This window comes from Acidovorax sp. (genome assembly GCF_027492855.1).
Taxonomy (GTDB): Bacteria; Pseudomonadota; Gammaproteobacteria; order Burkholderiales; family Burkholderiaceae_C; genus Acidovorax.
Genome location: NZ_JAPUDY010000005.1, coordinates 1 through 24,646, shown reverse-complemented (window position 1 = coordinate 24,646; position 24,646 = coordinate 1). Strand labels below are relative to the sequence as shown.

Below are 24,646 nucleotides of genomic sequence, written 5' to 3'. Positions count from 1 at the left end.
CATCAGGGAACGGGTCCCCAGTGGGCAAAGCCCGCTATTTTCGCAGGAACTGCATGGGTACCGGCAGGAGCGTACCGATGTTTCAGGTGTTACACCTATTTCGGCATGCCCAGGAAAGTGACGGATTTCTGTCCGACTAGTAAGTTTCGAGGTGCAAACGCCCTTCGCGCTTGAGCGTGGCACCCACGGTGTCCCAATCCAGCCCCGCATCTTGCGCAATGTCGCGCAGCGCCATCACCACCCCTTCCTCCATGCCCTTGAGGCCGCAGACATAGAAATGGCTGCCCTCTTCGCGCAGCAGGGCCAGCAGGTCGGCTGCGCGCTCGCGCATCAGGTCCTGCACGTAGCGCTTGGGTTGCCCGGCGGCGCGTGAGAGCGCGAGGTTGATGTCGATGAAATCCTTGGGCAGGCTTTGCAGGGGGCCAAAGTAGGGCAGCTCCTGCTGCGTGCGCGCCCCGAAAAACAGCAGGAGCTTGCCGCCCTCGAACTTGCCGCTGTTGCGCAAGCGGCGGCGCCATTCGGTCATGGCCCGCATGGGGGCACTGCCGGTGCCGGTGCAGATCATGACGATGCTGGAGCGGGGGTGGTTAGGCATCAGGAATGTGCTGCCGAACGGCCCGATCACCTGCACCTTGTCGCCCACCTTGAGGTCGCAGACGTAGTTGGATGCGACGCCCCGCAGCGGATTGCCGTCGTAATCGTGCGTCACGCGCTTCACAGTGAGGGCCAGGTTGTTGTAGCCGGGACGTTCGCCATTGCGCGGGCTGGCCACGGAGTATTGGCGGGCATGGTGTGCCTTGCCCAGCGCGTCAGTGCCTGGGGGGATGATCCCGATGGACTGCCCCTCCAGCACGGGGAAGGGCATGCTGCCGAAGTCAAGCACCACGTGGTGGGTCTCGCTCTCGAAGCCCATCTCCGTGCAGTTGAAGTTGCCCACCACGGTGGCTGTGGTGGGGGCCGATGGTCCAAAGAGATTGGTGTAGGGGTGTGCCGCCGACCAGGGTGGGGCGGTGGCGCCGTATTGCGCCGAGCGGAAGGCCTGCGTGCCCGGCTCCGGTTCTGCTGCGGTCATGGTGCCGGTGGCCGTTGTGGCTGTGGGCTGGTCCATGCCCGTTGCCGCCCACTGGTCGGGCGTCAGCTCGGGGGGCAGGGCCTCCCAGGTCAGTTGCTCTTCGATGGTGTACGCGCGCGCCAGCGGCATGGTGCGCCAGTTGTCGATGGATCCGGTGGGGCAGGGCGAAATGCAGGCCATGCAGCCATTGCAGACATCGGCGCGCACCACGTAGTTGTTGTCGTCGTGGGTGATGGCGTTGACGGGGCAGGTGGCCTCGCAGGTATTGCAGCGGATGCAGATCTCTGGGTCGATCAAGTGCTGGTTGATGACGGCGGTTTCAACGGCCATGTCCATGTGTGTCTCCTGAAAGCCTCTCGGGTGGCGAGAGCTGGACAAGGATGTGCTGGTGTCCCCTTGTCCATGGCCCCATGTTGGCGGGGCTTGTCGGTTGGTGGCTCAGCCGAAACGCACGTATTCGAAATCAACGGGCTGACGGTTGATGCCCATGACCGGAGGTGCGATCCAGCCTGCGAACTTGCCGGGCTCCACCACGCGACCCATCAGCGAGGCGACGAAGGCAAAGTCCTCGGATGTGGGCAGCCACTCGGCCTTGCGCGCGGTCCATTCCGCTTCGCTCAGTATGCGGCCATCCGGCGACATCTTGATGCCCGCAAGAGCCCCGATCTGTCGGTTGAACGCCTTGTGCGGCACCGCCAGGCGGGTGGGGATGCCCGCTTTTTCCAGCACCTTGTTCCAGCGGCCAACGCCAGCCATCGAGTCTTTGATGAAGTCGTCGCGCAGCACCTCGTTCAAGGCATTGAGCATGGGCACATCCTTCTCCAGCAATTGCCCGTTTACGACTTCCAGCACTTTGTAGGTCTGGCCTTTGAGGATGTGGTCGTCCGTGCGCTTTCCTTCTTCGTACCGGCCCTTGAGCCCCGAGCTGTAGAAGGTGGCAGCGTTGCTCGACTGGTCGGCTCCAAACAGGTCGATGGTCACGCTGTAGTGGAAGTTGAGGTAGCGCTGGATGGTGGGCAGGTCTATGGCTCCGGCCGCACGCACTCTCGCGGGGTCGTCGGTCTTGAGCTCGTTCATCACCTGGGCGGTGCGTGCCAGTACGCGTGAGATGCCGCTTTCGCCCACGAACATGTGGTGGGCCTCCTCGGTCAGCATGAATTTGGTGGTGCGAGCCAGCGGGTCGAACGCGCTTTCGGCCAGGGCCGAGAGCTGGAACTTGCCGTCGCGGTCGGTGAAATAGGTGAACATGAAGAACGCCAGCCAGTCGGGCGTTTTCTCGTTGAACGCGCCCAGGATGCGGGGATTGTTCTCGTCGCCCGACTGGCGTTGCAGCAGGGCTTCGGCCTCCTCGCGGCCGTCGCGCCCGAAGTGCTTGTGCAGCAGATAGACCATGGCCCAGAGGTGGCGGCCTTCTTCAACATTGATCTGGAACAGGTTGCGAAGGTCGTACATGCTGGGCGCTGTGAGGCCCAGGTGGCGCTGCTGCTCGACCGACGCGGGTTCGGTGTCGCCTTGTGTCACGATGATGCGGCGCAGGTTCGCCCGGTGCTCGCCGGGCACGTCCTGCCAGGCCTTCTCGCCCTTGTGGTCGCCGAAGTGGATCTCGCGGTTGGCATCGCCAGGGTTCAGGAAGATGCCCCAGCGGTAGTCGCGCATCTTCACGTGGCCGAATTGGGCCCAGCCATTCGGATCCACGCTCACGGCGGTGCGCAAATAGACCTCGTGGTTGGTCGAGCCCTCGGGGCCCACGTCGTCCCACCAGTTGATGAAATTGGGTTGCCAGCCTTCCAGCGCGCGTTGCAGCGTGCGGTCTTCGCCCAGGTTGACGTTGTTGGGGATCTTTTCGCTGTAGTTGATGGTGCTCATGGATGTCTCCTTGGATGGTTCACACAGAGGGGTCAAACGCGGTTCAGATCGAATCCGGCCTTCTGGCCGGTGCCATAGACCTTGAGAGCACCTTTGTCGCCCACGGCGTTGGGGCGGTTGAAGATCCAGTTCTGCCAGGCGGTCAGGCGGCCGAAGATGCGCGTGTTCATGTTCTCCTTGCTGGCAAAGCGCAGGTTGGCCTCCAGCCCGGTGAGTGAGTCGGGCGACATGGCCGCGCGTTCTTCGATGGCGATGCGGATCTCGTCGTCCCAGTCGATGTCGTCTGGTGCTGCGGTGATCAGACCGAGTGCCAGCGCGGCATCGGCATCCAGCGGTTTGCCCGCGGCCGAGCGGGCAGCCTCCAGGGGCGCGGCTTCTTCGTAGAAGCGGCGTTGCAGGCGGCTCTGGTCGTTCACCATTGGCAGCAGGCCGAAGTTGAACTCGTTGAGCGTGATCTTGGGTGCGCGCTCGGCATCGTCGGGCAGGGCCAGCATGTAGGTACGGTCGGCGGCAAAGGCCAGCTCGGCCAGTGAGCCTGCAAAGGCCGAGTCCGGTTCCACCAGCGCGAACAGGCTGCGCGAGGACACGTCCAACCGCGCAAAGGTGCGGCGCAGTGCGCCGATGGTTTCGCGCACCAGCCAATGGCCCTGGTGCGCGATCAGCGTGGCATCGCTGGCAAGCACGGCCTGGGCGTCGCCTTCGGTTTTGAGCAGCCAGGTGCCGATGTCAAGCTCGTTGGTGCGCAGGTTCAGGACGGCGTCGTCCAACTGGCGCGCCAGGGCCAGCGGCCACCAGGCGGCGCCGGCGGCCTCGATGCCAGCAATGTCCGTGGGCTGGACTCCGGTGGGGGCCTTCACCGTCAGTGTGGCGGTGCGGCGCGCACGGTCGATATCGACGCTGACATGCGCGTAGCGCAGGCTGTCGGCGCTTTCTTCGCGCTCCACCCGCGTCAGCGCCACGCCCTGCGCGCTGGCGGGGCGGGCGCTGCCTTCGCCCAGGCGATCAGCGGTCTCGTTGACGGCTGCGGCGAACTGCGCGGGCTTGGCGATGCGGTCTACCAGACGCCAGTCCACCGCGCGCTGGCCGCGCACGCCTTCCACGCTGGTGCAGAAGATGTCGGCCAAATCGTGGCGCACATGGCGCTTGTCGGTCACGCGGGTCAGGCCGCCTGTGCCGGGTAACACGCCCAGCAGGGGCACTTCGGGCAGGGACACGGAGGACGAACGGTCGTCCACCAGCACGATTTCATCGCAGGCCAGGGCCAGTTCGTAGCCGCCGCCCGCGCAGGCGCCGTTCACGGCGGCCACGAATTTGAGACCCGAGTGTTTGGAAGAATCCTCGATGCCGTTGCGCGTCTCGTTGGTGAACTTGCAGAAGTTCACCTTCCATGCGTGGCTGGAGACACCCAGCATGAAGATGTTGGCGCCAGAGCAGAAGATGCGGTCTTTCGCACTGGTGACGATGACCGAGCGCACCTGCGGGTGTTCGAAGCGGATGCGGTTGAGTGCATCGTGCAACTCGATGTCCACGCCCAGGTCATAACTGTTGAGCTTGAGCTTGTAGCCGGGGCGGATACCGCCGTCTTCGGCGATGTCGAGCGACAAACGGGCCATCGCGCCGTCCACGGCCAACTTCCAGTGGCGGTACTGCGTGGGATCGGTGCGGTAGTCAACGCGGGAAGGGGGCAGCGTGGGGTGGGTCATGGCGTCTCCGCAGAATGGTTGTGTGCAAAATAATGCATGTTTATTTGTTGACGTGCATCATGATGCATATTGATGGGCGAGTCAATGCATGTTTGTGCTGTTCCCTACCGGGATGCGGCGAACAAGGCCACGCCCTGTGTCGGGCGTGCAGGTGCGGTGGCGCGGAGGGGCTCAGGTCGCCCGGGTTGCGGCTTTGCGCACGCCCGCGTGCAAGGCCGCAAGGCTTTGTTCGGGTGTCTGCCCCGAGGTATCGATCGTGATGTCGGCCTTGGAATAGAAGGCGGCGCGCCCGTCCAAAATGCGCTTGAGGTCGTCCATGGCTTCTTTGCTGGCGGCCATGGGGCGCATGTCGCCCTGTGCTACCACGCGGCCCATGTGTTCCTCGGGCGCAGCACGGAGCCAGACGGTGGTGCAGTGCGCCAGTAGCTCGTTGAATGTGGCGGGGTCCGAGACAATGCCCCCTGGTGTGGCAATGACCACCTCGCTGTGGATCTGGATCGTTTCCTCCAGCGCCCTGCGCTCGTAGCGGCGATAGGCCGTGGTGCCGTAGAGGTCATGGATCTCGCGCACGCTGCAGCCTGCCAGGGTTTCGATCTCGCGGCTCAGTTCGATGAAGGGCACGTCGAGTGCGTGAGCCAGCAAGGGCCCCAGGGTGGACTTGCCCGCGCCCCGCAAGCCCACCAGGGCAATGCGCCCGTGCCGGGCTGTGTCGTTGCCGCCGCCGCTCAGCAGCTCGTGCAGCGCCTGGCGCGCGCGGCGCAGCTCGGGCTCGCTGCGGTGCTCCAGCAGCTCGCGGATCAGCAGCCATTCGGGCGAGCGCGTGGTGAAGTCGCCTACCAGCTCGGCCAGTGGACAGTGCAATGCGCCCGCCACTTGTTGCAGAACCAGGATGGAGGCATTGCCGGTGCCGTACTCCAGGTTGGCCAGGTGTCGCTCCGACACGTCGGCCGCCACGGCCACCGCCTTGCGGGTCAGCCCACGTTGTGCACGCAGGTTGCGCACCCGCTCCCCCAGCGCTACGAGCAGCGGGTTTTTGGGCTCCTCGGCCAATGCAGTCGTGTCGTCCGTGGCGCCCATTGGCAGGCCCATCCCTGCCTCTTCTTGTTCATTCATACCCGTCCTCGTGCGCAGATTGCCAACTTGGCATTCTGTCAGGGAAAATACCATATATGCACTATAGTGCTTGACGATGCATCGCGAACAAACTATTGTTCATTTGTCGCAACATACTGCATGTTTTTGGGTGGTGCAAGGACATGAATCAAACAAGGGGCCTTTGTCCATGCCGTATTCATTCCAAAACACTGATGTCCACCAAAGCTGTATTTCACCAGACCCTGGTGGACCGGATCGAAGGGTGCCTGCAGGTTGTTGTGCCCGCTTGCTCCTTCTTACCCCACCACTGAAAGACCCGCATGACTGAACTGCTCCCTAATTTCATTGCCGGGCGCTGGCAACACGGCACGGGGCCAGGGACGGAGTTGCGAGACCCGGTGCTGGGCACATCGCTGGTGCGGGTGGATGCTGCGGGTTTGGATGTGGCTGAGGCATTTGCGTTTGCGCGCAACACCGGTGGCACTGCGCTGCGTGCAGCCACCTACCGCGAGCGCGCAGCCATGCTGGCAGCGGTGGTGAAGGTGCTGCAGACCCATCGCGACAGCTACTACGGCATTGCTACCGCCAATTCTGGCACCGTCAAGAACGACTCTGCGGTGGATATTGACGGCGCCATCTTCACGCTGGGTCAGTACGCCCGCTGGGGCGACGCTCTTGGCGATGTGCGCGCCCTGCGTGATGGTGATGCGGTGAAGCTGGGCAAGGAGCCTGTGTTCTTGTCGCAGCACCTGCAGGTGCCCCGGCACGGGGTGGCGTTGTTCATCAATGCCTTCAACTTTCCGGCCTGGGGGCTGTGGGAAAAGGCCGCACCGGCCCTGCTGTCGGGCATGCCCGTCATCGTCAAGCCGGCCACGGCCACCGCATGGCTCACGCAGCGCATGGTCCGCGACGTGATTGATGCCGGGGTGCTGCCCGTGGGGGCGCTGTCGGTCATCGCCGGGGGCTCGGCGGGGCTCATGGACGCGTTGCAGCCTTTTGATGTGGTGTCCTTCACCGGCTCGGCCGAGACGGCGGGCATCATTCGCGCGCACCCTGCTGTCACCCACCGTTCGGTGCGCTGCGGCATTGAGGCCGACAGCCTTAACAGTGCTCTGCTGCTGCCGGGCGAGGCACCGGGCAGCGAGGCCTTCAACCTGCTGGTGCACGAAGTGGTGCGGGAGATGACCGTGAAGTCCGGCCAGAAGTGCACGGCGATCCGCCGCATCCTGGTGCCTGCCGAGGTGTACGACGCAGCGGCTGAAGCCATTGGTGCCAAGCTCGCCGGCATCACCGTAGGCAACCCGCGCAACGAAAGCGTGCGCATGGGCTCGCTGGTGAGCCGCGCGCAACTTGTTGCGGTGCGCGAGGGTCTAGCCACGCTGCAGGCCCATACCCAGGTGCTACACGACGGACGCGACCAGCCGCTGGTGGATGCCGACCCGACCGTGGCGGCCTGCATCGGCCCGGTGCTGCTGGGCGCGCGCGATGCCGACGCTGCGCAGCCGGTGCACGATGTGGAGGTCTTCGGCCCCGTGGCCACGCTGCTGCCCTACCGCAACAGCACCCATGCCATCGCGCTTGCCCACCGGGGCCAAGGCTCGCTGGTCACCTCGCTTTATGGCAGCGACGCAAGCGCACTGGCTCAGGCCGCGCTGGCGGTAGCCGCCAGCCATGGCCGCGTGCATGTGGTTACGCCCGATGTGGCGCAGGTCCACAGCGGCCACGGCAACGTAATGCCCATGTCGCAGCACGGCGGGCCGGGCCGGGCGGGTGATGGCGCCGAGCTGGGCGGGTTGCGAGCGCTGGACTTTTACCACCAGCGCAGCGCTGTGCAGGCCAGCCCTGCGGTGCTGGCGGCGCTTGGTTTGCAGGCATAGCCACCATCGGCGTTGGCGCCAGGCCACGCACAAGAACCACGGAGACATTCCCATGACCAGCCTGCCAGAGCATTTCAACTTCGCGGAGCACCTGTTTGCGCTGAACCGCGTCCGGGGCGATCGCACTGCCTACATCGACGACCATGGTGTCCTGAGCTACGGCGCACTGGAAGACCACGCGCGCCGCCTGGCCGCTGTGCTGGTCAATGCCGGCGTTCGGCGCGAGGAGCGTGTGTTGCTGCTGATGCTCGACACCAGCGACTGGCCTGTCGCTTTTCTGGGTTGCTTGTATGCCGGGGTACTGCCTGTGGCCGTCAACACCTTGCTCAAGGCCGAAGACTACGCCTACATGTTGTCCCATTGCCGTGCACGGGCTGTGCTGGTATCGGGGGGCTTGCTGCCGGTATTGGGCGACGCTTTAGCCCGCCAGCCGAACGAGGTAAATCTGCTGGTCGTGTCGCAACCGCAGGGTGCGCTGCCCTCTGGCGCTGTGGATATGCAGGCCGCCATTGCCGCCACGGCGCCCCTGGCGGCCCCTGCTGTCACGGGACCCGATGCGCCAGGCTTCTGGCTGTACTCGTCGGGATCCACGGGCAAGCCCAAAGGCACGGTGCACACCCATGGCAACCTTTGGTGGACGGCTGAACTGTATGGCAAGCCGGTGTTGGGCCTCACGGACCAGGATGTGTGCTTCTCGGCTGCCAAGCTTTACTTTGCCTATGGCTTGGGCAACAGCCTCACCTTTCCCTTGTCGGTGGGGGCCACGGTGGTGCTGATGGCCGAACGCCCTACGCCCGATGCCACCTTTGAGCGTTGGAAGCGGCACCAACCTACGGTGTTCTTTGGGGCGCCTACGGGGTTTGCGGGCATGCTTGCTTCGCCCCGCTTGCCGCTGCACGGTGATGTATCGCTGCGCATGTGCTCGTCGGCGGGTGAGGCGTTGCCCGCCGAGATCGCGCAGCGCTTCAAGGCCCATTTTGGCTGCGACATCATCGACGGCATTGGCTCCACCGAGATGTTGCATATCTTTCTTTCCAATCGCCCCGGCGATGTGCGCTACGGCACCACGGGCAAGCCCGTGCCGGGGTACGCCGTTTCTCTGCGCGGCGAAGACGGTGGCGAAGTGCCCGATGGCGAGATTGGCGACCTCTATATCCAGGGCCCGAGCGCTGCGCTGATGTATTGGAACAACCGCGAAAAGACCCGCGAAACCTTTCAGGGCGCCTGGATCAAGAGCGGCGATAAATATGTGCGCGACGCGGACGGCTACTACACCTACTCGGGGCGCAGCGACGACATGCTCAAGGTCAGCGGCATCTATGTATCGCCGTTCGAGGTGGAAGCCACGCTGATGCAGCACCAGGCCGTGCTGGAGGCTGCGGTGATCGGTACCCAGGATGCCGACGGTCTGACCAAAACAAAGGCTTTCGTAGTGCTCAAGGAAGGGCAGGCCGCTACGCAGGACGATCTCAAGACCTTTGTGAAGGAGCGGCTGGCGCCCTACAAATATCCACGTCTCATCGAGTTCGTGTCCGAGCTGCCTAAGACCGCGACAGGCAAGATCCAGCGCTTTCGACTGCGCGAGCGAGAGCGGGAGCAGCAGCCATGAGCGAACCGGTGCAATGGGCTTGTGTCCCCTGGCGGGATCGTACGGTGCGGATCGAATACCAGTGGATCGCGCCCGAGCGCACTGCGGCGCCCCTGGTGGTGTTCCTGCACGAAGGCCTGGGCTCCGTGGCCATGTGGAAGGACTTCCCGCAGCGCCTGTGCGATGCGGGGGGATTCCGAGGGCTGGTCTTCTCCCGGCCTGCCTACGGCCAATCGACCTCTCGCGCGGCGGACGAGGCGTGGGGCGTGGACTTTATGCACCAGCAGGCGCACGAGGTGGTACCTGCGTTCCTGGATGCCATCGGCGTGCAAGAGGCCTCCTGGCTGTTCGGGCACAGCGACGGTGCATCCATTGCGCTACTGCTGGCAGCGCGCTCGCCGCAGCGGGTGCGGGGCCTTGTGCTTTTGGCACCGCACATTTTTGTGGAAGACGTGACGGTGGTGAACATCGAGCGCGCAAAGGATGCGTATCTGAACGCAGACTTGGCGCAAAAATTGGGGCGCTATCACGATGACCCTGATTCGGCCTTTTGGGGCTGGAACCGTATCTGGCTGGACCCCGCGTTCCGTGCGTGGAACATCGAAGCCGAGATCACCGCCGTCAGAGCGCCAGTGTTGGCCATTCAGGGGTTGGATGACGAGTACGGAACGCTGGCACAGATACGCGGTATTGCGCGACAGGTGCCGGGTACGCGGCTATTGGAGCTGCCCGATTGCGCGCACTCGCCGCATCGCGATCAGTCCGAGGCGGTGATCGCTGCCACCGTGGCGTTCATTGCAGCGTCTGAGGTGCGGCGATAGATTGGCGTCACAGCCCGCGCTGCCGGGGAGTTGGCCAGAGCCCGTTCAGGCCCTGGCAGGATTGCAGTGGGGCCGTGGGCCCCACTGCAGCCATCAGGCGGTGGCGTCCTTGAGCTTCTTCAGCGCGCGGGTCTTGATCTTGACCGATGCAGGCTTGGCGGGGAACCAGCGCTCTTCACCCGTGAACGGATCTTTGCCGAAGCGCTTTTTCTTGGCAGGCACTTGCTGCAGGCCAATCTTCAGCACGCCGGGCAGCGTGAATTCGCCGGAACCCTTCTTGTGCACCGAGCCCAGGATGGCGGCTTCGAGTGCGGCCAGCACGGCCTTGGTGGCCTTGGGATCCACGCCCGACTGCTCAGCCAGATGGGCCACCAGCGTGGTCTTGTTGAAGGCGGTCTTGATGGGCTTGAGCGCTGCGGGCGCGGGCTTTGCGGCTGGCGCAGCGGCCTTCTTGGCGGGTGCAGCTTTCTTGGCTGCGGGGGCGGCAGCCTTGGCGGCGGCCTTCTTTGCGGGAGCGGGAGCTTTCTTTGCAGTTGCCATGATTGATGTTTCTTCGTTGGTTTGGATTGCGATGGACCCCTCTCATTTCTTGTCGAGGGCCCACGTGATTTTAGGTGCGAGTGCGCCTGTGCCGATAGAGGGCATGGCCCGCCAGCGCCTGAGGATTCTTCATGCGCCGCATTTGCCCGCGCTCTTGTGCAAAGAGCGGAGCCATCGCGTGCCTGCAAATGGCCACAATCTCAGATATTTGATTGCACTGCACCTTCATACAATCTTTGCTGCTGGCAGTGCGTTGCTGCTGGCTTTAGGTCACCCTGGCGGGCTCTCTTTTTTCGTGTTGTTCCAGTAAATCGCTTGTCCATGCAACTCAGTCGAATGCTTCACCTGCTGGGCGCCCTGGTTCTTGTGGCGACGATTGCATTGGTCGGCCGAATGGCGACAACGGAGTGGCAATCCGTGCACAACGCCTCAGAAAGCCTTCGGCTGCTTGACCAACTGCGACTGGGGTTGCTGGCGGCGGAGATGGTGTCGCGCGAGCGCGGGCCGACCAACGGTGCGCTGGGAGACGCGTTGCCCATGAGGCAGTCTCAAGCCCAGGCGCTGAAGGAAGCGCGTGCGCGTACCGATCAGGCATTTGACGCGCTGGCGCAGGCCGTTGCGCCGCACCATCCGCTAGTAGAAGGTGGCATTGACCTGGCGCAGAGCATGCAGACGGCGCAAGGTGCGCTGGCCAAGGCCCGTGCAGGGGTTGATCAGGTGCTGGCGTTGCCCAAGGAGCAGCGCTCTGCCGAAGCCATTCGGGATGCTGTTTACGGCATGGTGGCGGTGGTGCCCCTGTTGACGCAGGTGACCAATGCCCTGGCCAGCGCGGTGCAGCAAGCCTACACGGCGGTGGGTGACGATGTGCAGGGCGCGCGATTGGCGGCTGAGTTGCGCGAGTACGCGGGTTTGCTGGGCTCTCATTTCACGGCAGCGCTGGTAAAAGGCAATCCATTTTCAACAGCGGAGCGCAGCGCCATTGACGAAACGCGTGGCCGCATCGCGCAGTTGCGGGCCCTTGTGGAATTGCGTCTGCAGATCCCGGACAAGACGACAGGGAGCGTTGTGCTCGCGTGGAGCGCCGTGGAGACGCGCTACTTTGGCGTGGCGCGGGCGCTGCTCGACAAGGTGCTGGCGCAGGGAGAGGGAGACGGGCGCTACGACCTGTCTGCTGCCGGGTTTGCGGCCCTGTATGTACCCGAGATGAACCCCATCCTGGCGGTGCGTGATGCGCTGCTTGCGCAGGCCCGTGAACGGGCGTCTCTGGAGCACCAGCGCGCCCTGCGTGTGCTGGTTTGGGCGCTGGCTGGGTCCGGCCTGCTGCTCACGGTGCTTGCGGGTGCTTTGTATGTGATTCAGCACCGCGTGCTGCGGCCGCTGGCCCAGACCACGCGTGCCCTGAAAGCGCTGGCCAACGATGACCTGCAGGCACATTTGCCGGACCCCGTGGCCGATGATGAAATGGCGGCCGTCATCGGCGCAGTGCGGTCCTTGCAGAGCCAGACGCGGCGGCGCCAGGACCTGGAACGCGAGCGGGACCGGCTCATAGAACAGCTCAAGGAACAGTCTGAAACAGACTACCTCACGGGCCTGCCTAACCGCCGCGCTTTCATTGAGAAGGCGCGTGGTGTTTTGGCCCAGGCCATGCGCTACGACTTCGACGTTGCTGTGCTGGTGCTGGACATCGACTGGTTCAAGCAGCTCAACGACAGCCTGGGCCATGCGGCGGGTGACAAGGCCTTGCTGGTAGTGGCAGACGTTGTACGCACTCAGCTGCGCGAGGGCGATATGGCTGCGCGTTTTGGGGGCGAAGAGTTCGTTCTACTGCTCAGCTATTGCGACCGTGCCCAAGGCATGCGTTTTGCGGAGCGGCTGCGTCAGGCGATTGCCGAGGCGCAGGTGCTGGGTGCTGCAGATCCCAGTATCCGGATAACGGTCAGCCTGGGCATTGCAGACTCCGGGCGGCTGGGGTGGGGGCTGGATGCCTTGTTGTCCGCCGCCGACGCGGCGATGTACCAGGCAAAGAACGCTGGGCGCAACCGCGCGGTGGCGGCATCTGCCATGTGAGCTTGGCGTCTGCTGGAGTTCTATGGCTGTTTGAACACCACGGCATCCAAATCCATGGCGCGGATGGATTGCGCCGCTGCATCGGCTTTTGCGCGGGTGTTGTAAGGCCCCACGCGCACGCGGATGCGGCGCCCCTTGGCATTGTTCAATTCCTGGCGAAAGGCCGGCAAACCTTCATTGAGCAGCCGCGCCTGCGTCTTGCGTGCGTTGGCCTCTTCTGCAAAAAGCCCCACGTTGATGTAATAGCCCGCCGCCGTGCCCACGGCAGGCGCACGGGCATCGGCTGCGACCGCCGCCTTGGCCGGGATCTTAGTTTTTGTGGCAGGGTGGCTGGCCGTTGTCTGGGGGGCTTTTTTGGCGGGAGGCTCAGGGGCTGGCGGGGCCGGTTCATCCGGTGGCACGGCCGCTGCAGCTACCGGCGGCGGAACGGGGGTAGAGGCAGGCGCGGATTGGGCTGGGGATTCGGTGGATGTGGCGGGGCGCTCGGGTTCGGGCGCAGCCTCGCCTGCCTTTGCGGCGGATGCGGCGCTGGCTTGAGCTACCGTAATGGCTGGTTCCAGCGCCAGGGGCTTGGTGCTTGAAGGGGACAAGGCCAGGTAGGCCAAGAGGGCGGCTGCGCCCAGCGCCAGGTTGGCCAGCACCAGGACTTTGAGCCGCTTGCGCGAGCTGGCCTGCTTTTCCAGCAGCGCGCAGGCCTCGGGCACGGTGCGCGAGGCGGCCAGTGCGCGAGCAACGCGCTTGCGGATGTCCCCATACAAAATGGCGTTGCCATACAGCCCGGGCACGGCAAAAGCCAGCAGGGCAAAGGCGCCTAGCACGCCCAACTCCACACCCTGCGGCCACTGCAAGAAGGACCTTCCCATCCCAAACACGATCAGTGCCAGCCCTTCGGCTGCTGCCACATACACCAGGGCTGCACTCCAGAGCTGGCGAAACAGCATCCAGTTCAGGGTGGCCAGGCAGGCGGCCCAGTTCCAGGTGGTGGTGGTCCGGCCGGTGCTGTCAAAACGCTCGAAGACGGTTAAATAGTCGTCGGTGTTGACGGGCCCCAGCGCCAGACGGTACAGCGCCGCCATGGCGTTGTCGGACGGTGAATCGATCGACATGGCCGGGATGATGGAGGCGACAGGATCCGTGTGGTCGAGCATGGAGGCAGATTCTGTCACGTGCAGCCGTATGCGCCATATGGTTTGTGGCAGTGCCCTGTGGTGTTGCAAGCCTGCTGCACTCCGACATGTCTTTGCTTGTGTATCCGCTCACTGGCCACTGCCGAGGTTGGGGGCCCATCTCCCATCGACTGCGGCCGTGGCCGCATACCGGAACTGCGCGTTTGTCGCCTCAGGCGGTGATGAGGTCGGTCTCGCGCACGAGCACCTCGCCGCGCAGGGTATAGGCCTTGGCCTCGGTGATGTTCACATCCACCATCTGGCCCACCAGGCGCGGCTGGCCCACGAAGTTGACCACCCGGTTGCACTCGGTGCGGCCCATCAGCTCGGATGCGTCGCGCTTGGAGGTGCCTTCCACCAGAATGCGCTGCATTGTGCCCACGCGACTTTCGCTGATGGACTTGATGTTGGCGTTGATGACGGACTGCAGGTGCTGCAGGCGGCGCAGCTTCACGTCATGCGGCGTGTCGTCGTGCAGGCCTGCAGCCGGTGTGCCGGGGCGCGGGCTGAAGATGAAGCTGAAGCTGTTGTCGAAGTGGATGTCGTCGATCAGCTTCATCATCTTGTTGAAGTCATCTTCCGTCTCGCCGGGGAAGCCGACGATGAAGTCGCTGCTCATGGCCAGGTCGGGGCGGATGGCGCGCAGCTTGCGCACCGTGCTCTTGTATTCCATGGCCGTGTAGCCGCGTTTCATGGCCATCAGGATGCGGTCGCTGCCGTGCTGCACGGGCAGGTGCAAGTGGCTGGCCAGCTTGGGGTGCTTGGCATAGGCCTCGATCAGCCGGGGCGTGAACTCGTTGGGGTGGCTGGTGGTGTAGCGGATGCGCTCAATGCCGGGGATGTCGGACACGTATTCGAGCAGCAAAGCAAAGTCGGCGATCTCTGCTGTGCCGCCCATCTTGCCCAGGTAGGCGTTCACGTTCTGGCCCAGCAGGGTGATCTCTTTTACGCCCTGGTCGGCCAGACCCGCCACTTCCACCAGCACGTCGTCGAAGGGGCGGCTCACCTCTTCGCCACGTGTGTAAGGCACCACGCAATAGCTGCAGTATTTGCTGCAACCTTCCATGATGGAGACGAAGGCGCTGGCGCCTTCCACCCGCGCGGGTGGCAGGTGGTCGAACTTCTCGATTTCGGGGAAGCTGATGTCCACCTGGGGTTTGTCCAGTTGCTCGCGCTGGTTCAGCATCTCGGGCAGACGGTGCAGGGTTTGCGGGCCAAACACCACGTCCACATAGGGTGCGCGCTTGATGATCTCGGCGCCCTCCTGGCTGGCCACGCAGCCGCCCACGCCAATCTTTACGCCGCGCGCCTTCAGGTGCTTGATGCGGCCCAGGTCGCTGAACACCTTCTCCTGTGCTTTTTCGCGCACGGAGCAGGTATTGAAGAGGATGAGGTCGGCCTCGTCCACGTTCTGTGTGGGTTCATAGCCCTGCGCGGCATTGAGCACGTCGGCCATCTTGTCCGAGTCGTACTCGTTCATCTGGCAGCCGAAGGTTTTGATAAAGACTTTTTTGGCCATGGCAATTTCGCAAATAGCAAACGAACACCGCTGTCAGCAGGGCGCGCGGAAAAGGGGCTGTGGATGCCGCAGTGGCGCGGCCGTTCGGGCCGCGCCGGTGGGGATTACTTCAGAACGGCACCCGAGCCGGTCGTGATGTTGGTGGTGATCGCATCGCTTCCCTTGCGCGGCTGCGCGGCCTCGCGCTCGGTCAGGATCCAGGCGGCATGCAGCATGCCGGTGCTGTTCTCCAGCACATAGTTGACCTTGAAAGTCTGGCCGAGCACCGAGTGCGCCATGATCAGCGTGTTTTGGGGGCTGAACAGCCGCATGCCAGGCGCAACGCGGATGGTTTTGCCGTTGAGCGTTGCTTCTGCCGTGGTCGTGAAGGACAGCGTGCCACGCAGTGCCGACTCTGGGAAAGGGCGGTTCATGCCCAGTCCGGGCTGCACTTGCGCGGTAGCGGAAGTGACCGTGGACAACAGGCTGACGCATGCCAACAGGGCGGCAAGCCAAGCGTGCCGAAAGCGGCGAGGTGGAGCGAATCCAATGGTGGTGCAGCGATTCATGGTTTACATCCAGGGGCTGAAGTCACGATTTTAGGGGCGGCCCGGCGTGGAGTGCCAGGCGGGCTTGGAGGCTGGTACCTCAAAGAAAAAACCCACAGTGAGTTGCCGCACTGTGGGTTTTTGTATGGTGGTCGTAGGTGGACTTGAACCACCGACATCAGCATTATGAATGCTGCGCTCTAACCAACTGAGCTATACGACCGCAGACCAAAATTATAGAACAAAAATTATTGGTGTGTAAAGTTCGCGGCGCGTTTGTTCATGAACGCGTCCATGCCTTCTTTTTGGTCCTGGGTAGCGAACAGCGCGTGGAAGAGGCGGCGCTCGAACATCACGCCGTCCGACAGCGTGCCTTCGAAGGCGCGGTTGACGGATTCCTTGGCGGCCATCACGGCGATCTGCGAGAAGCCCGCCACGATGATGGCGGCGCCCAGGGCCTCGTCCATGAGCTTGTCGTAGGGAACCACGCGGCTGACCAAGCCGGCGCGTTCGGCTTCGGCCGCATCCATCATCCGGCCGGTGAGGGCCATGTCCATGGCCTTGGACTTGCCCACGGCGCGCGGCAGGCGCTGCGTGCCACCAGCACCGGGGATTACGCCCAGCTTGATCTCGGGCTGGCCGAACCGGGCGTTGTCGGCGGCGATGATGAAGTCGCACATCATGGCCAGTTCGCAGCCGCCGCCCAGCGCAAAGCCGCTCACGGCGGCGATCACGGGCTTGCGGATGGAGCGGATCGTCTCCCAGTTGCGGGTGATGTAGTCGCCCTTGTAGGTGTCGGCAAAGCTGTACTTGGCCATCGCGCCAATGTCGGCACCGGCTGCAAACGCTTTTTCGCTGCCCGTGATGATCATGCAGCCGATGTTGTCGTTCGCATCAAAGTCTTTCAGAGCTGTGCCCAGCTCGTTCATCAACTGGTCATTCAGCGCATTGAGCTGCTTGGGTCGGTTGAGCGTGATGACGCCGACCTTGTCCGCTTCAATGCGGACCTCGATGGTTTCGTAAGCCATGGAATCTCCTGTGTGTGGTTTGTGTGTGGTGACAACAGCACAACGAATATACCCAACCCGGCCAGCGGCGGTGTCGGCCGTCGTCAGTCAGTTCATCAGGCCAGCCAGCGCCCTAGCGTGGCTGTATCCGTCGGCGTCAGGCTGATCGTGTCTGTGGTGGGCTCCGGCTGGCGACTGGCGGAACCGCGGCGGGCTTTGGGTGGGGGCGCTCCGGTCTTGCTGGGCAGATCCAGGGGCAGCCGCAGCAGTCGCCCGTCCCGCGCCACCAACGCCGTGAGCGCGGTCTCGGTACCGGCGTAGAAGCTGACGTCGTCCAGTTTGCCAATGCGCCACCCTTGCCCTTGCACCTCCATGCCCAGCCATTCGTCGCCAGGGGTAAAGCCCGCCTTTTCGGCGGCCCCGCCGCGCAGCACGACCTTGATCTGCACGCTGTGGTTTTCTGCTACTCGCAGGCCCAGGCTTTGGGCCAGCTGGGGCGCTTCGGCCTTGAGGGTCACGCCGTGGGCGGTCAGCAGGTCGGCCAGGGGCAGCTCGGCGGTGCTGTGTACCCATTGGTCCAGCTCCGTATCGAAGGGGCGGCCGGCTAACTGCTGCAGCACCGTGCGCAGGTCGGCCTCAGCCATCGGTCCGCCCGCCGTGCGGGCCCACAGGGCGCGCATCACGTCGTCGAGTGTGGTCTTGCCTTCGCGGCGCAGGGCCAGGTCCAGGCACAGGGCCACGAGCGACCCCTTGGTGTAGTAGCTCACCGTGGCGTTGGGGGTGTTCTCGTCCTGGCGGTAGTACTTGACCCAGGCGTCGAAGCTGGCCTGGGCGACCGTCTGCACGAGCCGCCCCGGTGTCTGCAGCACCTGGTTGATGGTCTTGGTGATGAGCTTCAGGTAGGTGGCATCATCGATCAGCCCAGCCCGTCGCAGCAGCAGGTCGTCGTAATAGCTGGTGAAGCCTTCAAAAAACCACAGCAGTTCGGTGTAGTTCTCCTGGGTGTAGTCGTAGGTGGCGAACTCGGCGGGGCGCAGGCGCTTGACGTTCCAGGTGTGGAAGTATTCGTGGCTGATCAGCCCGAGCAGCGTGTTGTAGCCCTCGCTCGCACGGGGCTCCTGCAGGCGCGGGAGGTCGCGGCGGCCGCAGATCAGTGCCGTGGAGTTGCGGTGCTCCAGCCCGCCATAGCCGTCCGCCACGGCGTTGAGCATGAACAGATAACTTTTAAACGGTGCCTTGCCTTGTGCGCCATGCCAGAAGCGGATGGCGGTCTCGCAGATTTTCTGGGTGTCGGCCAGCAGCCGCTTGCCGTCGAAGGAGGGAGCCGCCCCCGCCACCACAAACTGGTGGGGGATGCCGCAGGCCTTGAAGCGCCCTACCCAAAATGGCCCCATCTCCACGGGGCAGTCCACCAGCTCGTCATAGTTGGCCGCGCCGTACAGGCCAAAGCCCTGCTTGTCGGTGGCCAGCGCCTGCAGACCCGTGGCCACGGACCATTGCGCGGTGGCCTTGGTGCCTGCGATGTGGAGGGTGTGGCGCTGTTTCTCCTGGCCGTGCACCCGCAGGCACAGGCTGGTGCCGTTGAAGAAGCCGCGCGAGGCGTCCAGCCACGCGGTGCGGACCGAGTTGTCGTAGGCGCAGACGGTGTAGGTCAGCTCCAGGGGCTTGCCCGGCGTGCTCTGCACCTGCCAGCGGTGTTTGTTGAGCTGGACCAAGGGGAGCGCACGCTTGCCCTGCCGTGCCGCCAGGTCCTGCAGGTTCTTCGAAAACTCGCGCACCAAGTAGCTGCCCGGTATCCAGACGGGCAGAGACACCTCTTGCTCCGCCGCCGGGCGGGCAATCGTCAGCGACACGGTGAACAGATGCGCGTGCAGGCTGGACGGCTCAATGCGGTAATGAACGTCTGCGGGCTGGGCGGTGCGTGAAGAGGGCATGGGCGCTTGCGGGAGGGGAGGGCGTGAGCTGTGGCGGACCTGCGCGGGATCAGTTCGCTGTTGGCGTGTCGCTGCTGGCCTCTGCCAGGCGTTTTTCCACTTCCTGCGTGCCGATGGCGCCCGGCACGCGGCCTCCATCGGCAAAGATCAGGGTGGGTGTGCCGGTGATCTTGTGCTTCTTGCCGAACGCCAGGTTGCGTTGCAACGCGGTGGTGTCGCAGCTAGCGGCCGCCGGGCTCTTGTCGCGCACCATCATGTCCTGCCAGGCCGTGACTTTGTCCTTGGCGCACCAGATGTTGCGGGACTTTTCGGCTGAGTCGGGGCTCAGGATGGGGTAGAGAAACAGATACACCGTCACGTTCTCCACTTTCTGCATGTCGCGCTCGAAGCGCTTGCAGTAGCCACAGTTGGGGTCTTCAAACACCGCCACCTTGCGTTTACCGTCGCCGCGCACGATGGTCACGGCGTCCTTCAGGGGCAAGTCTGAGAAGTTGATGGCCGTCAGCTTGCTGATGCGGTCTTCCGTCAGGTTGCGGCGTGCTTTGGTGTCGATGAGTTCGCCCTGGATCACATAGTTGCCCTTGGCGTCGGTGTAGAACAGGTCGGTGCCGATGCGCACCTCATACAGCCCTGCCATGGGTGTAGGCCGTACCTCGTCGATCTTGTCCATCTGGGGGATGCGTTCGGCAAGCGCCTTGCGGATGTTCGCCTCTTGCGCGGTCGCGCTCAGGCTCAGGGTCGCTGCGGCGATGGTCAACAGGCAGGTGGTCAGTTTCATGGTTTCTCGTTCAATCAATGCCTCACCGGGCGCGGATGCGCCCGAGTGCGTTTCTTCAGTTCAGTGCATGCCCATGGCCCGGCGGGCCACAAAATCCTTCAAGGGGCCGCTGCGTTCAAAGCCCTTCATGCCCCAGTTGCGCAGTGCCTGCCAGGGAGCTTCCTGGCGCGCAAACAACTGCTGCAGTCCGTCCGTGGCCAGCCCCATGGTCACCAGGGCAGTCTTGCGCTCGCGTTCGTAGCGCCGCAGCAACCGCAGGTCGGCCACGCTGCGCCAGTAGTCGCGTGTGCGCAAGACCTCTGCCAGGGCTTGCACATCGGCCAGCCCCAGGTTCAGTCCTTGCCCCGCCAGCGGGTGCACATTGTGTGCCGCGTCGCCTGCCAACACCCAACTGCGTGGGCTTTTGCCCTCTGCAGGCCCGGCGCCGCTCCAACGGTCCGCCTTGGCCAACTGCAGGGGCCAGGCGGCCCGGTCTGCACACAGGGTCAGCGTGCCCAGGGCTTGTTGGCTGGCAGTTTGCAGTGCTTGGGCGAATTCTTCGGGGGACAGGGCCATCAGCGGCGCCACTTGCTCCTGCAAGACGGACCACACAACGGCCGCAGAGTTCCCTTGGGGGCCCTCCAGGGGCAAAAAAGCCAGGATGCCGTTGGGCAGAAACCACTGGCGTGCGACTTGCCCGTGGGGGTGTTCGCAGCGTATGCGTGTGGCAATCGCGTGTTGGGGGTAGGGCGTGACCTGGAAATTGACGCCGAATTCCGCCCGCGTACTGCTCGCGCGGCCTTCGCATACAACGGTTAGTGGGGCGGACACGGGGGCGTTCACCACCTCCACCAGGGGCTGAAAACGCACGGCCTCGGCGAGGCGGGCCTCCAGCGCAGGCACATCGACGATCCAGGCCAGTGCTTCCACAGCCTGAGGGGCAGCATCGAACACCACTGCACCGCCTTGGTCTCCCAGCACCTGCATCCGCTGGACGGCCGTTGCGTGTTCAGCGTCGGGCCAACTGCGAAGGGACTCAAGCAATTGGCGCGACGCGGTGTTCAAAGCATAGGCCCTTACATCGGCTGATGCCGTGCCGGTGGGCACAGGGGCGGGCACCAGGGCCACTTTCAGTCGCTCGCGTGCCAGCAACAGGGCCAAGGTCCTGCCCACAATGCCAGTGCCGCGAATACAGATATCAAAGGTTTGGGCCATGATGGTCATTGTAGGAGGGGTCTCTCGCCCCGATGCCGCAAGGCAGAATTGCGTTTTCTGCCTTGTTGCCAAATTCTTGAGGAGTACCCCGGCGTGAGTTTCAACCCCGATTCCGACCTGTCCGGCACCATTGCGCGGCTGTTTGTGTACCCCGTCAAGTCCTGCGCGGGCATTGAGGTGCAGGAGGCGCTGCTGACGGATACCGGGCTGGACCTGGACCGCGCCTGGATGGTGGTGGATGCCGACGGCATGTTCCTGACCCAGCGTGTCTTGCCTCGCATGGCGCTGATCCGGCCCCAGCTCAAGAGCGACGAAATGGTGCTGCGCGCGCCCGGCATGCTGGCCCTGCATGTGGCGATAGACGCCGTCGAGGCACCCGCCACGGTGACCGTGTGGCGCGACACCGTGCCCGCATGGGACATGGGCGCCGTGGCCGCCCAGTGGTTCACGGATTTTCTGGGGCAGCCCTGCCGGCTGGTGCGGTTCGACCCCGAACACCGGCGTTTGTCGAGCATGGAGTGGACGGGCGGGGTGGAGGCGCCTAACCAGTTCGCAGACGGTTTTCCTCTCCTCGTGGCCAGCGAAGCATCCATGGACGAACTCAACGAACGGTTGTCGGCCGCAGGCCATGCCGCTGTAGGCGTCGAGCGTTTTCGGCCCAACCTGGTGCTGGCGGGTGTGGATGCCCACGATGAAGACCGGGTGGACCTGGTGCGCGTGGACGGCGGTGCGGACGGTGAGATCCACCTGCAGCCCGTCAAGCCTTGTGCGCGCTGCCCCATTCCCGATATCGACCCCGCCACGGCGACATCCAGCCCGGAGGTTGGCGACACCCTGCGTACCTACCGCCAGGACAAGCGCCTCGACGGTGCTATCACCTTTGGCATGAACGCTATCGTGCCCCAGGGAGCGGGCCAGTGGCTGCGCGTGGGGCAGCGTGTGGCGGCCGATTTGCGGTTTGATTGAGACCCCTTGACGCGCCCGTGAGCCGGGGGTGTTTGTCAGCCCCGTAAAATCGGCGGTTTGTCTCCGAATTCCAGAAAGCCCTGCCATGAGCCTCCAATGCGGCATCGTGGGCCTGCCCAACGTCGGCAAGTCCACCCTCTTCAACGCGCTGACCAAGGCCGGCATCGCCGCCGAAAACTACCCCTTCTGCACCATTGAGCCCAATGTGGGCGTGGTGGAGGTGCCAGACCCCCGCCTCAAACAATTGGCCGAGATCATCTCGCCCGAGCGCATCGTCCCGGCCATCGTCGAGTTTGTGGACATCGCTGGCCTGGTGGCGGGCGCCAGCCAGGGCGAAGGCCTGGGCAACCAGTTCCTGGCCCATATCCGCGAGACCGACGCTATCGTGAACGTGGTGCGTTGCTTTGAAGATGAGAATGTGATCCACGTGGCGGGCCGCGTGGACCCGATCTCCGACATCGAAGTCATCCAGACCGAGCTGTGCCTGGCCGACCTGGGCACCGTGGAAAAAGCGCTCAACCGCTACACCAAGGCAGCCAAGTCGGGCAACGACAAGGAAGCCGCCAAGCTGGTGGCCCTGCTCACGCGCATCCAGGCCGCGCTCAATGAGGGCAAGCCCGCCCGCTCGGTCGAGATCACCAAGGAAGAGCAGCCCCTGCTCAAGTCCCTGTGCCTGATCACGGCCAAGCCCGCCATGTTCGTGGGCAACGTGAGTGAAGACGGCTTCGAGAACAACCCCTTCCTCGACCGCCTGAAGGAATACGCCGCCAGTCAGAACGCCCCCGTGGTGGCCATCTGCGCCAAGATGGAAGCCGAAATGGCCGAGATGAGCGACGAAGACCGCGACATGTTCCTGGCCGAGATGGGCCAGAGCGAGCCGGGCCTGGCCCGCCTGATCCGTGGCGCCTTCAAGTTGCTGGGCCTGCAGACCTACTTCACCGCTGGCGTGAAGGAAGTGCGCGCCTGGACCATCCACATCGGCGACACGGCACCCCAGGCGGCCGGTGTGATCCACGGCGACTTCGAGCGCGGCTTCATCCGTGCGCAGACCATTGCTTTTGATGATTTCATCGCACTCAAGGGCGAGCAGGGTGCCAAGGATGCGGGCAAGATGCGCGCCGAAGGCAAGGAGTATGTGGTCAAGGATGGCGATGTGCTGAACTTCCTGTTCAACGTGTAAACAGAAAGAGCTGCTTTTGAAGAAACGCCCCTGAACGCACGTTCAGGGGCGTTTTGCATTGATGAGGGAATGCTGGTGCGCGCCACCAAATTGGCTAGAAACTCGCCTTGAACGCTGGACGGTCTACAACCCAACGCGTCCTGGCATGAAATAAAGCAGCGCGCTGGTCATGACCAGATACCGAAAGAATTTGCCCACCGCCATATAAGCCAGGCAAGGCCAGAACGGCAGCTTGAGCCAGCCGGCCACAGCGCACAGCGGGTCGCCCACCACGGGCAGCCAGCTCAGCAGGCAGGCCCGGGGGCCAAAACGCTTGAGCCAGTTCAGAGCCCGCAGTTCGGTGGCGTTGCCACGGGCCTTGTCCACGGCCTTGTGTGCGCAAAGGCCCATCCACCAGTTCAGGGCGCCGCCCAGCGTGTTGCCGACGGTGGCTACGGCGATGGCGGGCCAGAACAGTTCGGGGTTGAGCTTGATGAGGCCGAAGACGGCAGGCTCCGAGCCCAGCGGCAGCAGCGTGGCCGAGACGAACGACACGACAAAGACCGTGCTTAGCCCGAATTGCGGCAAGGCCAGCCATTCCAGCAACTGGTGCATCCAGATTTCCATAGACAGGGAGTGTAGGTGGGCGGGACGCCGAGGCACTGTCCTACAGCGCGCTGCGGCATCCGCGCATGGTGGGGCTTCGAGGGGTTTTGTATCGTGGTCCCGCACCCGGTTACCAATCACCAGGAGGACTACTTCCATGCCGATCGCCCATCCATCCCTTGCCCCGCACGAGTCTTGCAAGCCGCGCGCAGCGCTGCGGCTGGTTCGTTGCTGCTCGTTGGTGATGGCTGCGGCCTGGTTGCTGGTGGCCTGCGTGCAGAGCCCGCAGGCGGCAGCGGTGGCCGCCACCGGGGTCCATCAGCCAGCGACCACCGCGGGCAACCTGCAGGATGCGCCGCCATGCCAGACAACGCCCACGGCGCGCTCCACACTCCAGCGCGTTGCCCATGAGCTCCAGGCCCAGGGGCTGGCGCTGAAGGCTGCGTGTGAGCCCACCCACGAAGGCTGGGTGGTGCAGGTGCAGGTGGTGGACGGCACGAAGGCGCGCGAGGTGGTGCGGGGGCCGCTTGCCGACGGCCAGGGCGTGGACATGGGAACGCCCCCTGGGCTGGCGGAAGTGGGTGCTTCGGCCGAGCAGGACAGCGGCTTTTCGCCCGATGTGCAGCACAACCGGCAGTGGCTGCGCACGCTCATGGCGCGCCACCAGTTCAACAATCTGCCGGACGCCTGGTGGCATTTTTCACACCGCCAATGGAGTGCCGCGCAAAGATAGAAATGGAGGCCGGTCCATTTCATTTGCTGAAATTTTCAGCAGGTACAATCCTGCCTCCTTTTTCAGCATTCGCTGCTGCCCCCTGCCTTACACCCATCCATGCGCATTGGTCACATTCCTTTGGCGAACCGGTTGTTCGTCGCCCCGATGGCGGGCGTCACCGACCGGCCGTTTCGCCAGCTGTGCAAGGCGTTGGGGGCGGGCTATGCGGTGAGCGAGATGGTGACCTCGCGCAAGGACTTGTGGAACAGCCTCAAGACCTCGCGCCGGGCCAACCATGAAGGGGAGCCGGGGCCCATTGCCGTGCAGATCGCGGGCACCGATGCGCCGATGATGGCCGAGGCCGCTGTCTACAACGTGGAACGCGGCGCGCAGATCATCGACATCAACATGGGCTGCCCGGCCAAGAAGGTGTGCAACAAGTGGGC

Annotated in this window: 22 protein-coding genes and 1 tRNA gene; 9 read left to right on the top strand and 14 right to left on the bottom strand. The window is 64.1% G+C overall.

Annotated elements, in window-relative coordinates; genetic code table 11:
• Positions 1-136: 136 nt before the first annotated feature.
• The 4 genes from boxA to Q0105_RS00565 form a co-directional block, all read right to left on the bottom strand.
• Entirely contained in the window at positions 137-1,408 is a 1,272-nt protein-coding gene (boxA, locus tag Q0105_RS00580; protein ID WP_298207680.1) for a benzoyl-CoA 2,3-epoxidase subunit BoxA, read from the bottom strand.
• 102 nt (positions 1,409-1,510) lie between these two features.
• Positions 1,511-2,938 (bottom strand): benzoyl-CoA 2,3-epoxidase subunit BoxB, encoded by a 1,428-nt coding sequence (boxB, locus tag Q0105_RS00575; protein ID WP_298207678.1) that lies wholly within the window; start codon positions 2,936-2,938, stop codon positions 1,511-1,513.
• A gap of 32 nt (positions 2,939-2,970) precedes the next feature.
• Positions 2,971-4,641, bottom strand: a complete 1,671-nt coding sequence (gene boxC / locus Q0105_RS00570) for a 2,3-epoxybenzoyl-CoA dihydrolase (protein ID WP_298207676.1) — start codon at positions 4,639-4,641, stop codon at positions 2,971-2,973.
• Positions 4,642-4,812: 171 nt separating this feature from the next.
• Positions 4,813-5,730, bottom strand: a complete 918-nt coding sequence (locus Q0105_RS00565; protein WP_298207691.1) for a helix-turn-helix transcriptional regulator — start codon at positions 5,728-5,730, stop codon at positions 4,813-4,815.
• A 326-nt stretch (positions 5,731-6,056) separates the two neighbouring features.
• On the opposite strand from Q0105_RS00565, the gene Q0105_RS00560 reads away from it, so the two are divergent.
• Genes Q0105_RS00560 through Q0105_RS00550 form a run of 3 tightly spaced genes read left to right on the top strand, consistent with a single transcriptional unit; the run spans position 6,057 to position 10,022 of the window.
• Positions 6,057-7,613 (top strand): 3,4-dehydroadipyl-CoA semialdehyde dehydrogenase, encoded by a 1,557-nt coding sequence (locus Q0105_RS00560; RefSeq protein WP_298207674.1) that lies wholly within the window; start codon positions 6,057-6,059, stop codon positions 7,611-7,613.
• A 52-nt stretch (positions 7,614-7,665) separates the two neighbouring features.
• Positions 7,666-9,222, top strand: a complete 1,557-nt coding sequence (locus tag Q0105_RS00555; protein ID WP_298207672.1) for a benzoate-CoA ligase family protein — start codon at positions 7,666-7,668, stop codon at positions 9,220-9,222.
• Positions 9,219-10,022: an alpha/beta hydrolase gene (locus Q0105_RS00550; protein ID WP_298207670.1), complete on the top strand. Its 804-nt coding sequence runs from the start codon at positions 9,219-9,221 to the stop codon at positions 10,020-10,022. Before Q0105_RS00555 ends, Q0105_RS00550 begins: the two co-directional genes overlap by 4 nt.
• Before the next feature lie 93 nt (positions 10,023-10,115).
• On the opposite strand, the gene Q0105_RS00545 is transcribed toward Q0105_RS00550, so the two are convergent.
• Entirely contained in the window at positions 10,116-10,562 is a 447-nt protein-coding gene (locus Q0105_RS00545) for an HU family DNA-binding protein (protein WP_298207668.1), read from the bottom strand.
• Here Q0105_RS00545 and Q0105_RS00540 point away from each other — a divergent pair.
• Both Q0105_RS00540 and Q0105_RS00535 read left to right on the top strand, forming a co-directional pair.
• Entirely contained in the window at positions 10,561-10,872 is a 312-nt protein-coding gene (locus Q0105_RS00540) for a hypothetical protein (RefSeq protein WP_298207666.1), read from the top strand. The genes Q0105_RS00545 and Q0105_RS00540 overlap by 2 nt on opposite strands.
• Positions 10,873-10,979: 107 nt before the next feature.
• Positions 10,980-12,629, top strand: a complete 1,650-nt coding sequence (locus Q0105_RS00535; protein ID WP_298207664.1) for a diguanylate cyclase — start codon at positions 10,980-10,982, stop codon at positions 12,627-12,629.
• A gap of 20 nt (positions 12,630-12,649) precedes the next feature.
• On the opposite strand, the gene Q0105_RS00530 is transcribed toward Q0105_RS00535, so the two are convergent.
• The 8 genes from Q0105_RS00530 to Q0105_RS00495 all read right to left on the bottom strand — a co-directional run bounded on the left by Q0105_RS00530 (position 12,650) and on the right by Q0105_RS00495 (position 20,754).
• Positions 12,650-13,777, bottom strand: a complete 1,128-nt coding sequence (locus tag Q0105_RS00530; RefSeq protein ID WP_298207662.1) for an SPOR domain-containing protein — start codon at positions 13,775-13,777, stop codon at positions 12,650-12,652.
• A gap of 190 nt (positions 13,778-13,967) precedes the next feature.
• The gene (gene miaB, locus Q0105_RS00525; protein WP_298207660.1) at positions 13,968-15,314 is read right to left on the bottom strand and encodes a tRNA (N6-isopentenyl adenosine(37)-C2)-methylthiotransferase MiaB; all 1,347 of its coding nucleotides are present in this window, start codon (positions 15,312-15,314) and stop codon (positions 13,968-13,970) included.
• A gap of 104 nt (positions 15,315-15,418) precedes the next feature.
• Positions 15,419-15,862: a hypothetical protein gene (locus Q0105_RS00520; protein ID WP_298207658.1), complete on the bottom strand. Its 444-nt coding sequence runs from the start codon at positions 15,860-15,862 to the stop codon at positions 15,419-15,421.
• A 125-nt stretch (positions 15,863-15,987) separates the two neighbouring features.
• Positions 15,988-16,064 (bottom strand) — tRNA-Met (locus Q0105_RS00515).
• A 25-nt stretch (positions 16,065-16,089) separates the two neighbouring features.
• Complete coding sequence (locus Q0105_RS00510; protein ID WP_298207656.1) at positions 16,090-16,869, bottom strand: enoyl-CoA hydratase; 780 nt, start codon at positions 16,867-16,869, stop codon at positions 16,090-16,092.
• A 95-nt stretch (positions 16,870-16,964) separates the two neighbouring features.
• Entirely contained in the window at positions 16,965-18,782 is a 1,818-nt protein-coding gene (locus tag Q0105_RS00505) for a peptidase M61 (RefSeq protein WP_298207654.1), read from the bottom strand.
• Between the two features lie 49 nt (positions 18,783-18,831).
• Entirely contained in the window at positions 18,832-19,560 is a 729-nt protein-coding gene (locus tag Q0105_RS00500) for a DsbC family protein (protein WP_298207652.1), read from the bottom strand.
• A gap of 60 nt (positions 19,561-19,620) precedes the next feature.
• On the bottom strand, positions 19,621-20,754 hold the full coding sequence (locus tag Q0105_RS00495; protein ID WP_298207651.1) for an FAD-dependent monooxygenase: 1,134 nt from the start codon (positions 20,752-20,754) through the stop codon (positions 19,621-19,623).
• Between the two features lie 93 nt (positions 20,755-20,847).
• Here Q0105_RS00495 and Q0105_RS00490 point away from each other — a divergent pair, with 93 nt between their 5' ends.
• Both Q0105_RS00490 and ychF read left to right on the top strand, forming a co-directional pair.
• Positions 20,848-21,720: an MOSC N-terminal beta barrel domain-containing protein gene (locus Q0105_RS00490; protein WP_298207649.1), complete on the top strand. Its 873-nt coding sequence runs from the start codon at positions 20,848-20,850 to the stop codon at positions 21,718-21,720.
• Positions 21,721-21,805: 85 nt separating this feature from the next.
• A complete protein-coding gene (gene ychF, locus Q0105_RS00485; protein ID WP_298207647.1) occupies positions 21,806-22,900 on the top strand; it encodes a redox-regulated ATPase YchF in 1,095 nt (364 codons plus the stop codon).
• 123 nt (positions 22,901-23,023) lie between these two features.
• Here the strand turns inward: ychF and Q0105_RS00480 are convergent, their stop codons facing one another.
• Positions 23,024-23,506: a YqaA family protein gene (locus Q0105_RS00480; protein WP_298207646.1), complete on the bottom strand. Its 483-nt coding sequence runs from the start codon at positions 23,504-23,506 to the stop codon at positions 23,024-23,026.
• A 136-nt stretch (positions 23,507-23,642) separates the two neighbouring features.
• Here Q0105_RS00480 and Q0105_RS00475 point away from each other — a divergent pair, with 136 nt between their 5' ends.
• Both Q0105_RS00475 and Q0105_RS00470 read left to right on the top strand, forming a co-directional pair.
• Positions 23,643-24,218 (top strand): M15 family metallopeptidase, encoded by a 576-nt coding sequence (locus Q0105_RS00475; protein WP_298207645.1) that lies wholly within the window; start codon positions 23,643-23,645, stop codon positions 24,216-24,218.
• 99 nt (positions 24,219-24,317) lie between these two features.
• Positions 24,318-24,646 (top strand): tRNA-dihydrouridine synthase (locus tag Q0105_RS00470; RefSeq protein WP_298207643.1); only part of this gene is annotated, 329 nt, incomplete at its 3' end.

What these genes read in the sequence shown, in the direction of transcription:
- boxA (WP_298207680.1), bottom strand. Translation starts at nt 1,408, where the DNA reads ATGGACATGGCCGTTGAAACCGCCGTCATCAACCAGCACTTGATCGAC.
- boxB (WP_298207678.1), bottom strand. Translation starts at nt 2,938, where the DNA reads ATGAGCACCATCAACTACAGCGAAAAGATCCCCAACAACGTCAACCTG.
- boxC (WP_298207676.1), bottom strand. Translation starts at nt 4,641, where the DNA reads ATGACCCACCCCACGCTGCCCCCTTCCCGCGTTGACTACCGCACCGAT.
- Q0105_RS00565 (WP_298207691.1), bottom strand. Translation starts at nt 5,730, where the DNA reads ATGGGCCTGCCAATGGGCGCCACGGACGACACGACTGCATTGGCCGAG.
- Q0105_RS00560 (WP_298207674.1), top strand. Translation starts at nt 6,057, where the DNA reads ATGACTGAACTGCTCCCTAATTTCATTGCCGGGCGCTGGCAACACGGC.
- Q0105_RS00555 (WP_298207672.1), top strand. Translation starts at nt 7,666, where the DNA reads ATGACCAGCCTGCCAGAGCATTTCAACTTCGCGGAGCACCTGTTTGCG.
- Q0105_RS00550 (WP_298207670.1), top strand. Translation starts at nt 9,219, where the DNA reads ATGAGCGAACCGGTGCAATGGGCTTGTGTCCCCTGGCGGGATCGTACG.
- Q0105_RS00540 (WP_298207666.1), top strand. Translation starts at nt 10,561, where the DNA reads ATGATTGATGTTTCTTCGTTGGTTTGGATTGCGATGGACCCCTCTCAT.
- Q0105_RS00545 (WP_298207668.1), bottom strand. Translation starts at nt 10,562, where the DNA reads ATGGCAACTGCAAAGAAAGCTCCCGCTCCCGCAAAGAAGGCCGCCGCC.
- Q0105_RS00530 (WP_298207662.1), bottom strand. Translation starts at nt 13,777, where the DNA reads ATGCTCGACCACACGGATCCTGTCGCCTCCATCATCCCGGCCATGTCG.
- miaB (WP_298207660.1), bottom strand. Translation starts at nt 15,314, where the DNA reads ATGGCCAAAAAAGTCTTTATCAAAACCTTCGGCTGCCAGATGAACGAG.
- Q0105_RS00520 (WP_298207658.1), bottom strand. Translation starts at nt 15,862, where the DNA reads ATGAATCGCTGCACCACCATTGGATTCGCTCCACCTCGCCGCTTTCGG.
- Q0105_RS00510 (WP_298207656.1), bottom strand. Translation starts at nt 16,869, where the DNA reads ATGGCTTACGAAACCATCGAGGTCCGCATTGAAGCGGACAAGGTCGGC.
- Q0105_RS00505 (WP_298207654.1), bottom strand. Translation starts at nt 18,782, where the DNA reads ATGCCCTCTTCACGCACCGCCCAGCCCGCAGACGTTCATTACCGCATT.
- Q0105_RS00500 (WP_298207652.1), bottom strand. Translation starts at nt 19,560, where the DNA reads ATGAAACTGACCACCTGCCTGTTGACCATCGCCGCAGCGACCCTGAGC.
- Q0105_RS00495 (WP_298207651.1), bottom strand. Translation starts at nt 20,754, where the DNA reads ATGGCCCAAACCTTTGATATCTGTATTCGCGGCACTGGCATTGTGGGC.
- ychF (WP_298207647.1), top strand. Translation starts at nt 21,806, where the DNA reads ATGAGCCTCCAATGCGGCATCGTGGGCCTGCCCAACGTCGGCAAGTCC.
- Q0105_RS00480 (WP_298207646.1), bottom strand. Translation starts at nt 23,506, where the DNA reads ATGGAAATCTGGATGCACCAGTTGCTGGAATGGCTGGCCTTGCCGCAA.
- Q0105_RS00475 (WP_298207645.1), top strand. Translation starts at nt 23,643, where the DNA reads ATGCCGATCGCCCATCCATCCCTTGCCCCGCACGAGTCTTGCAAGCCG.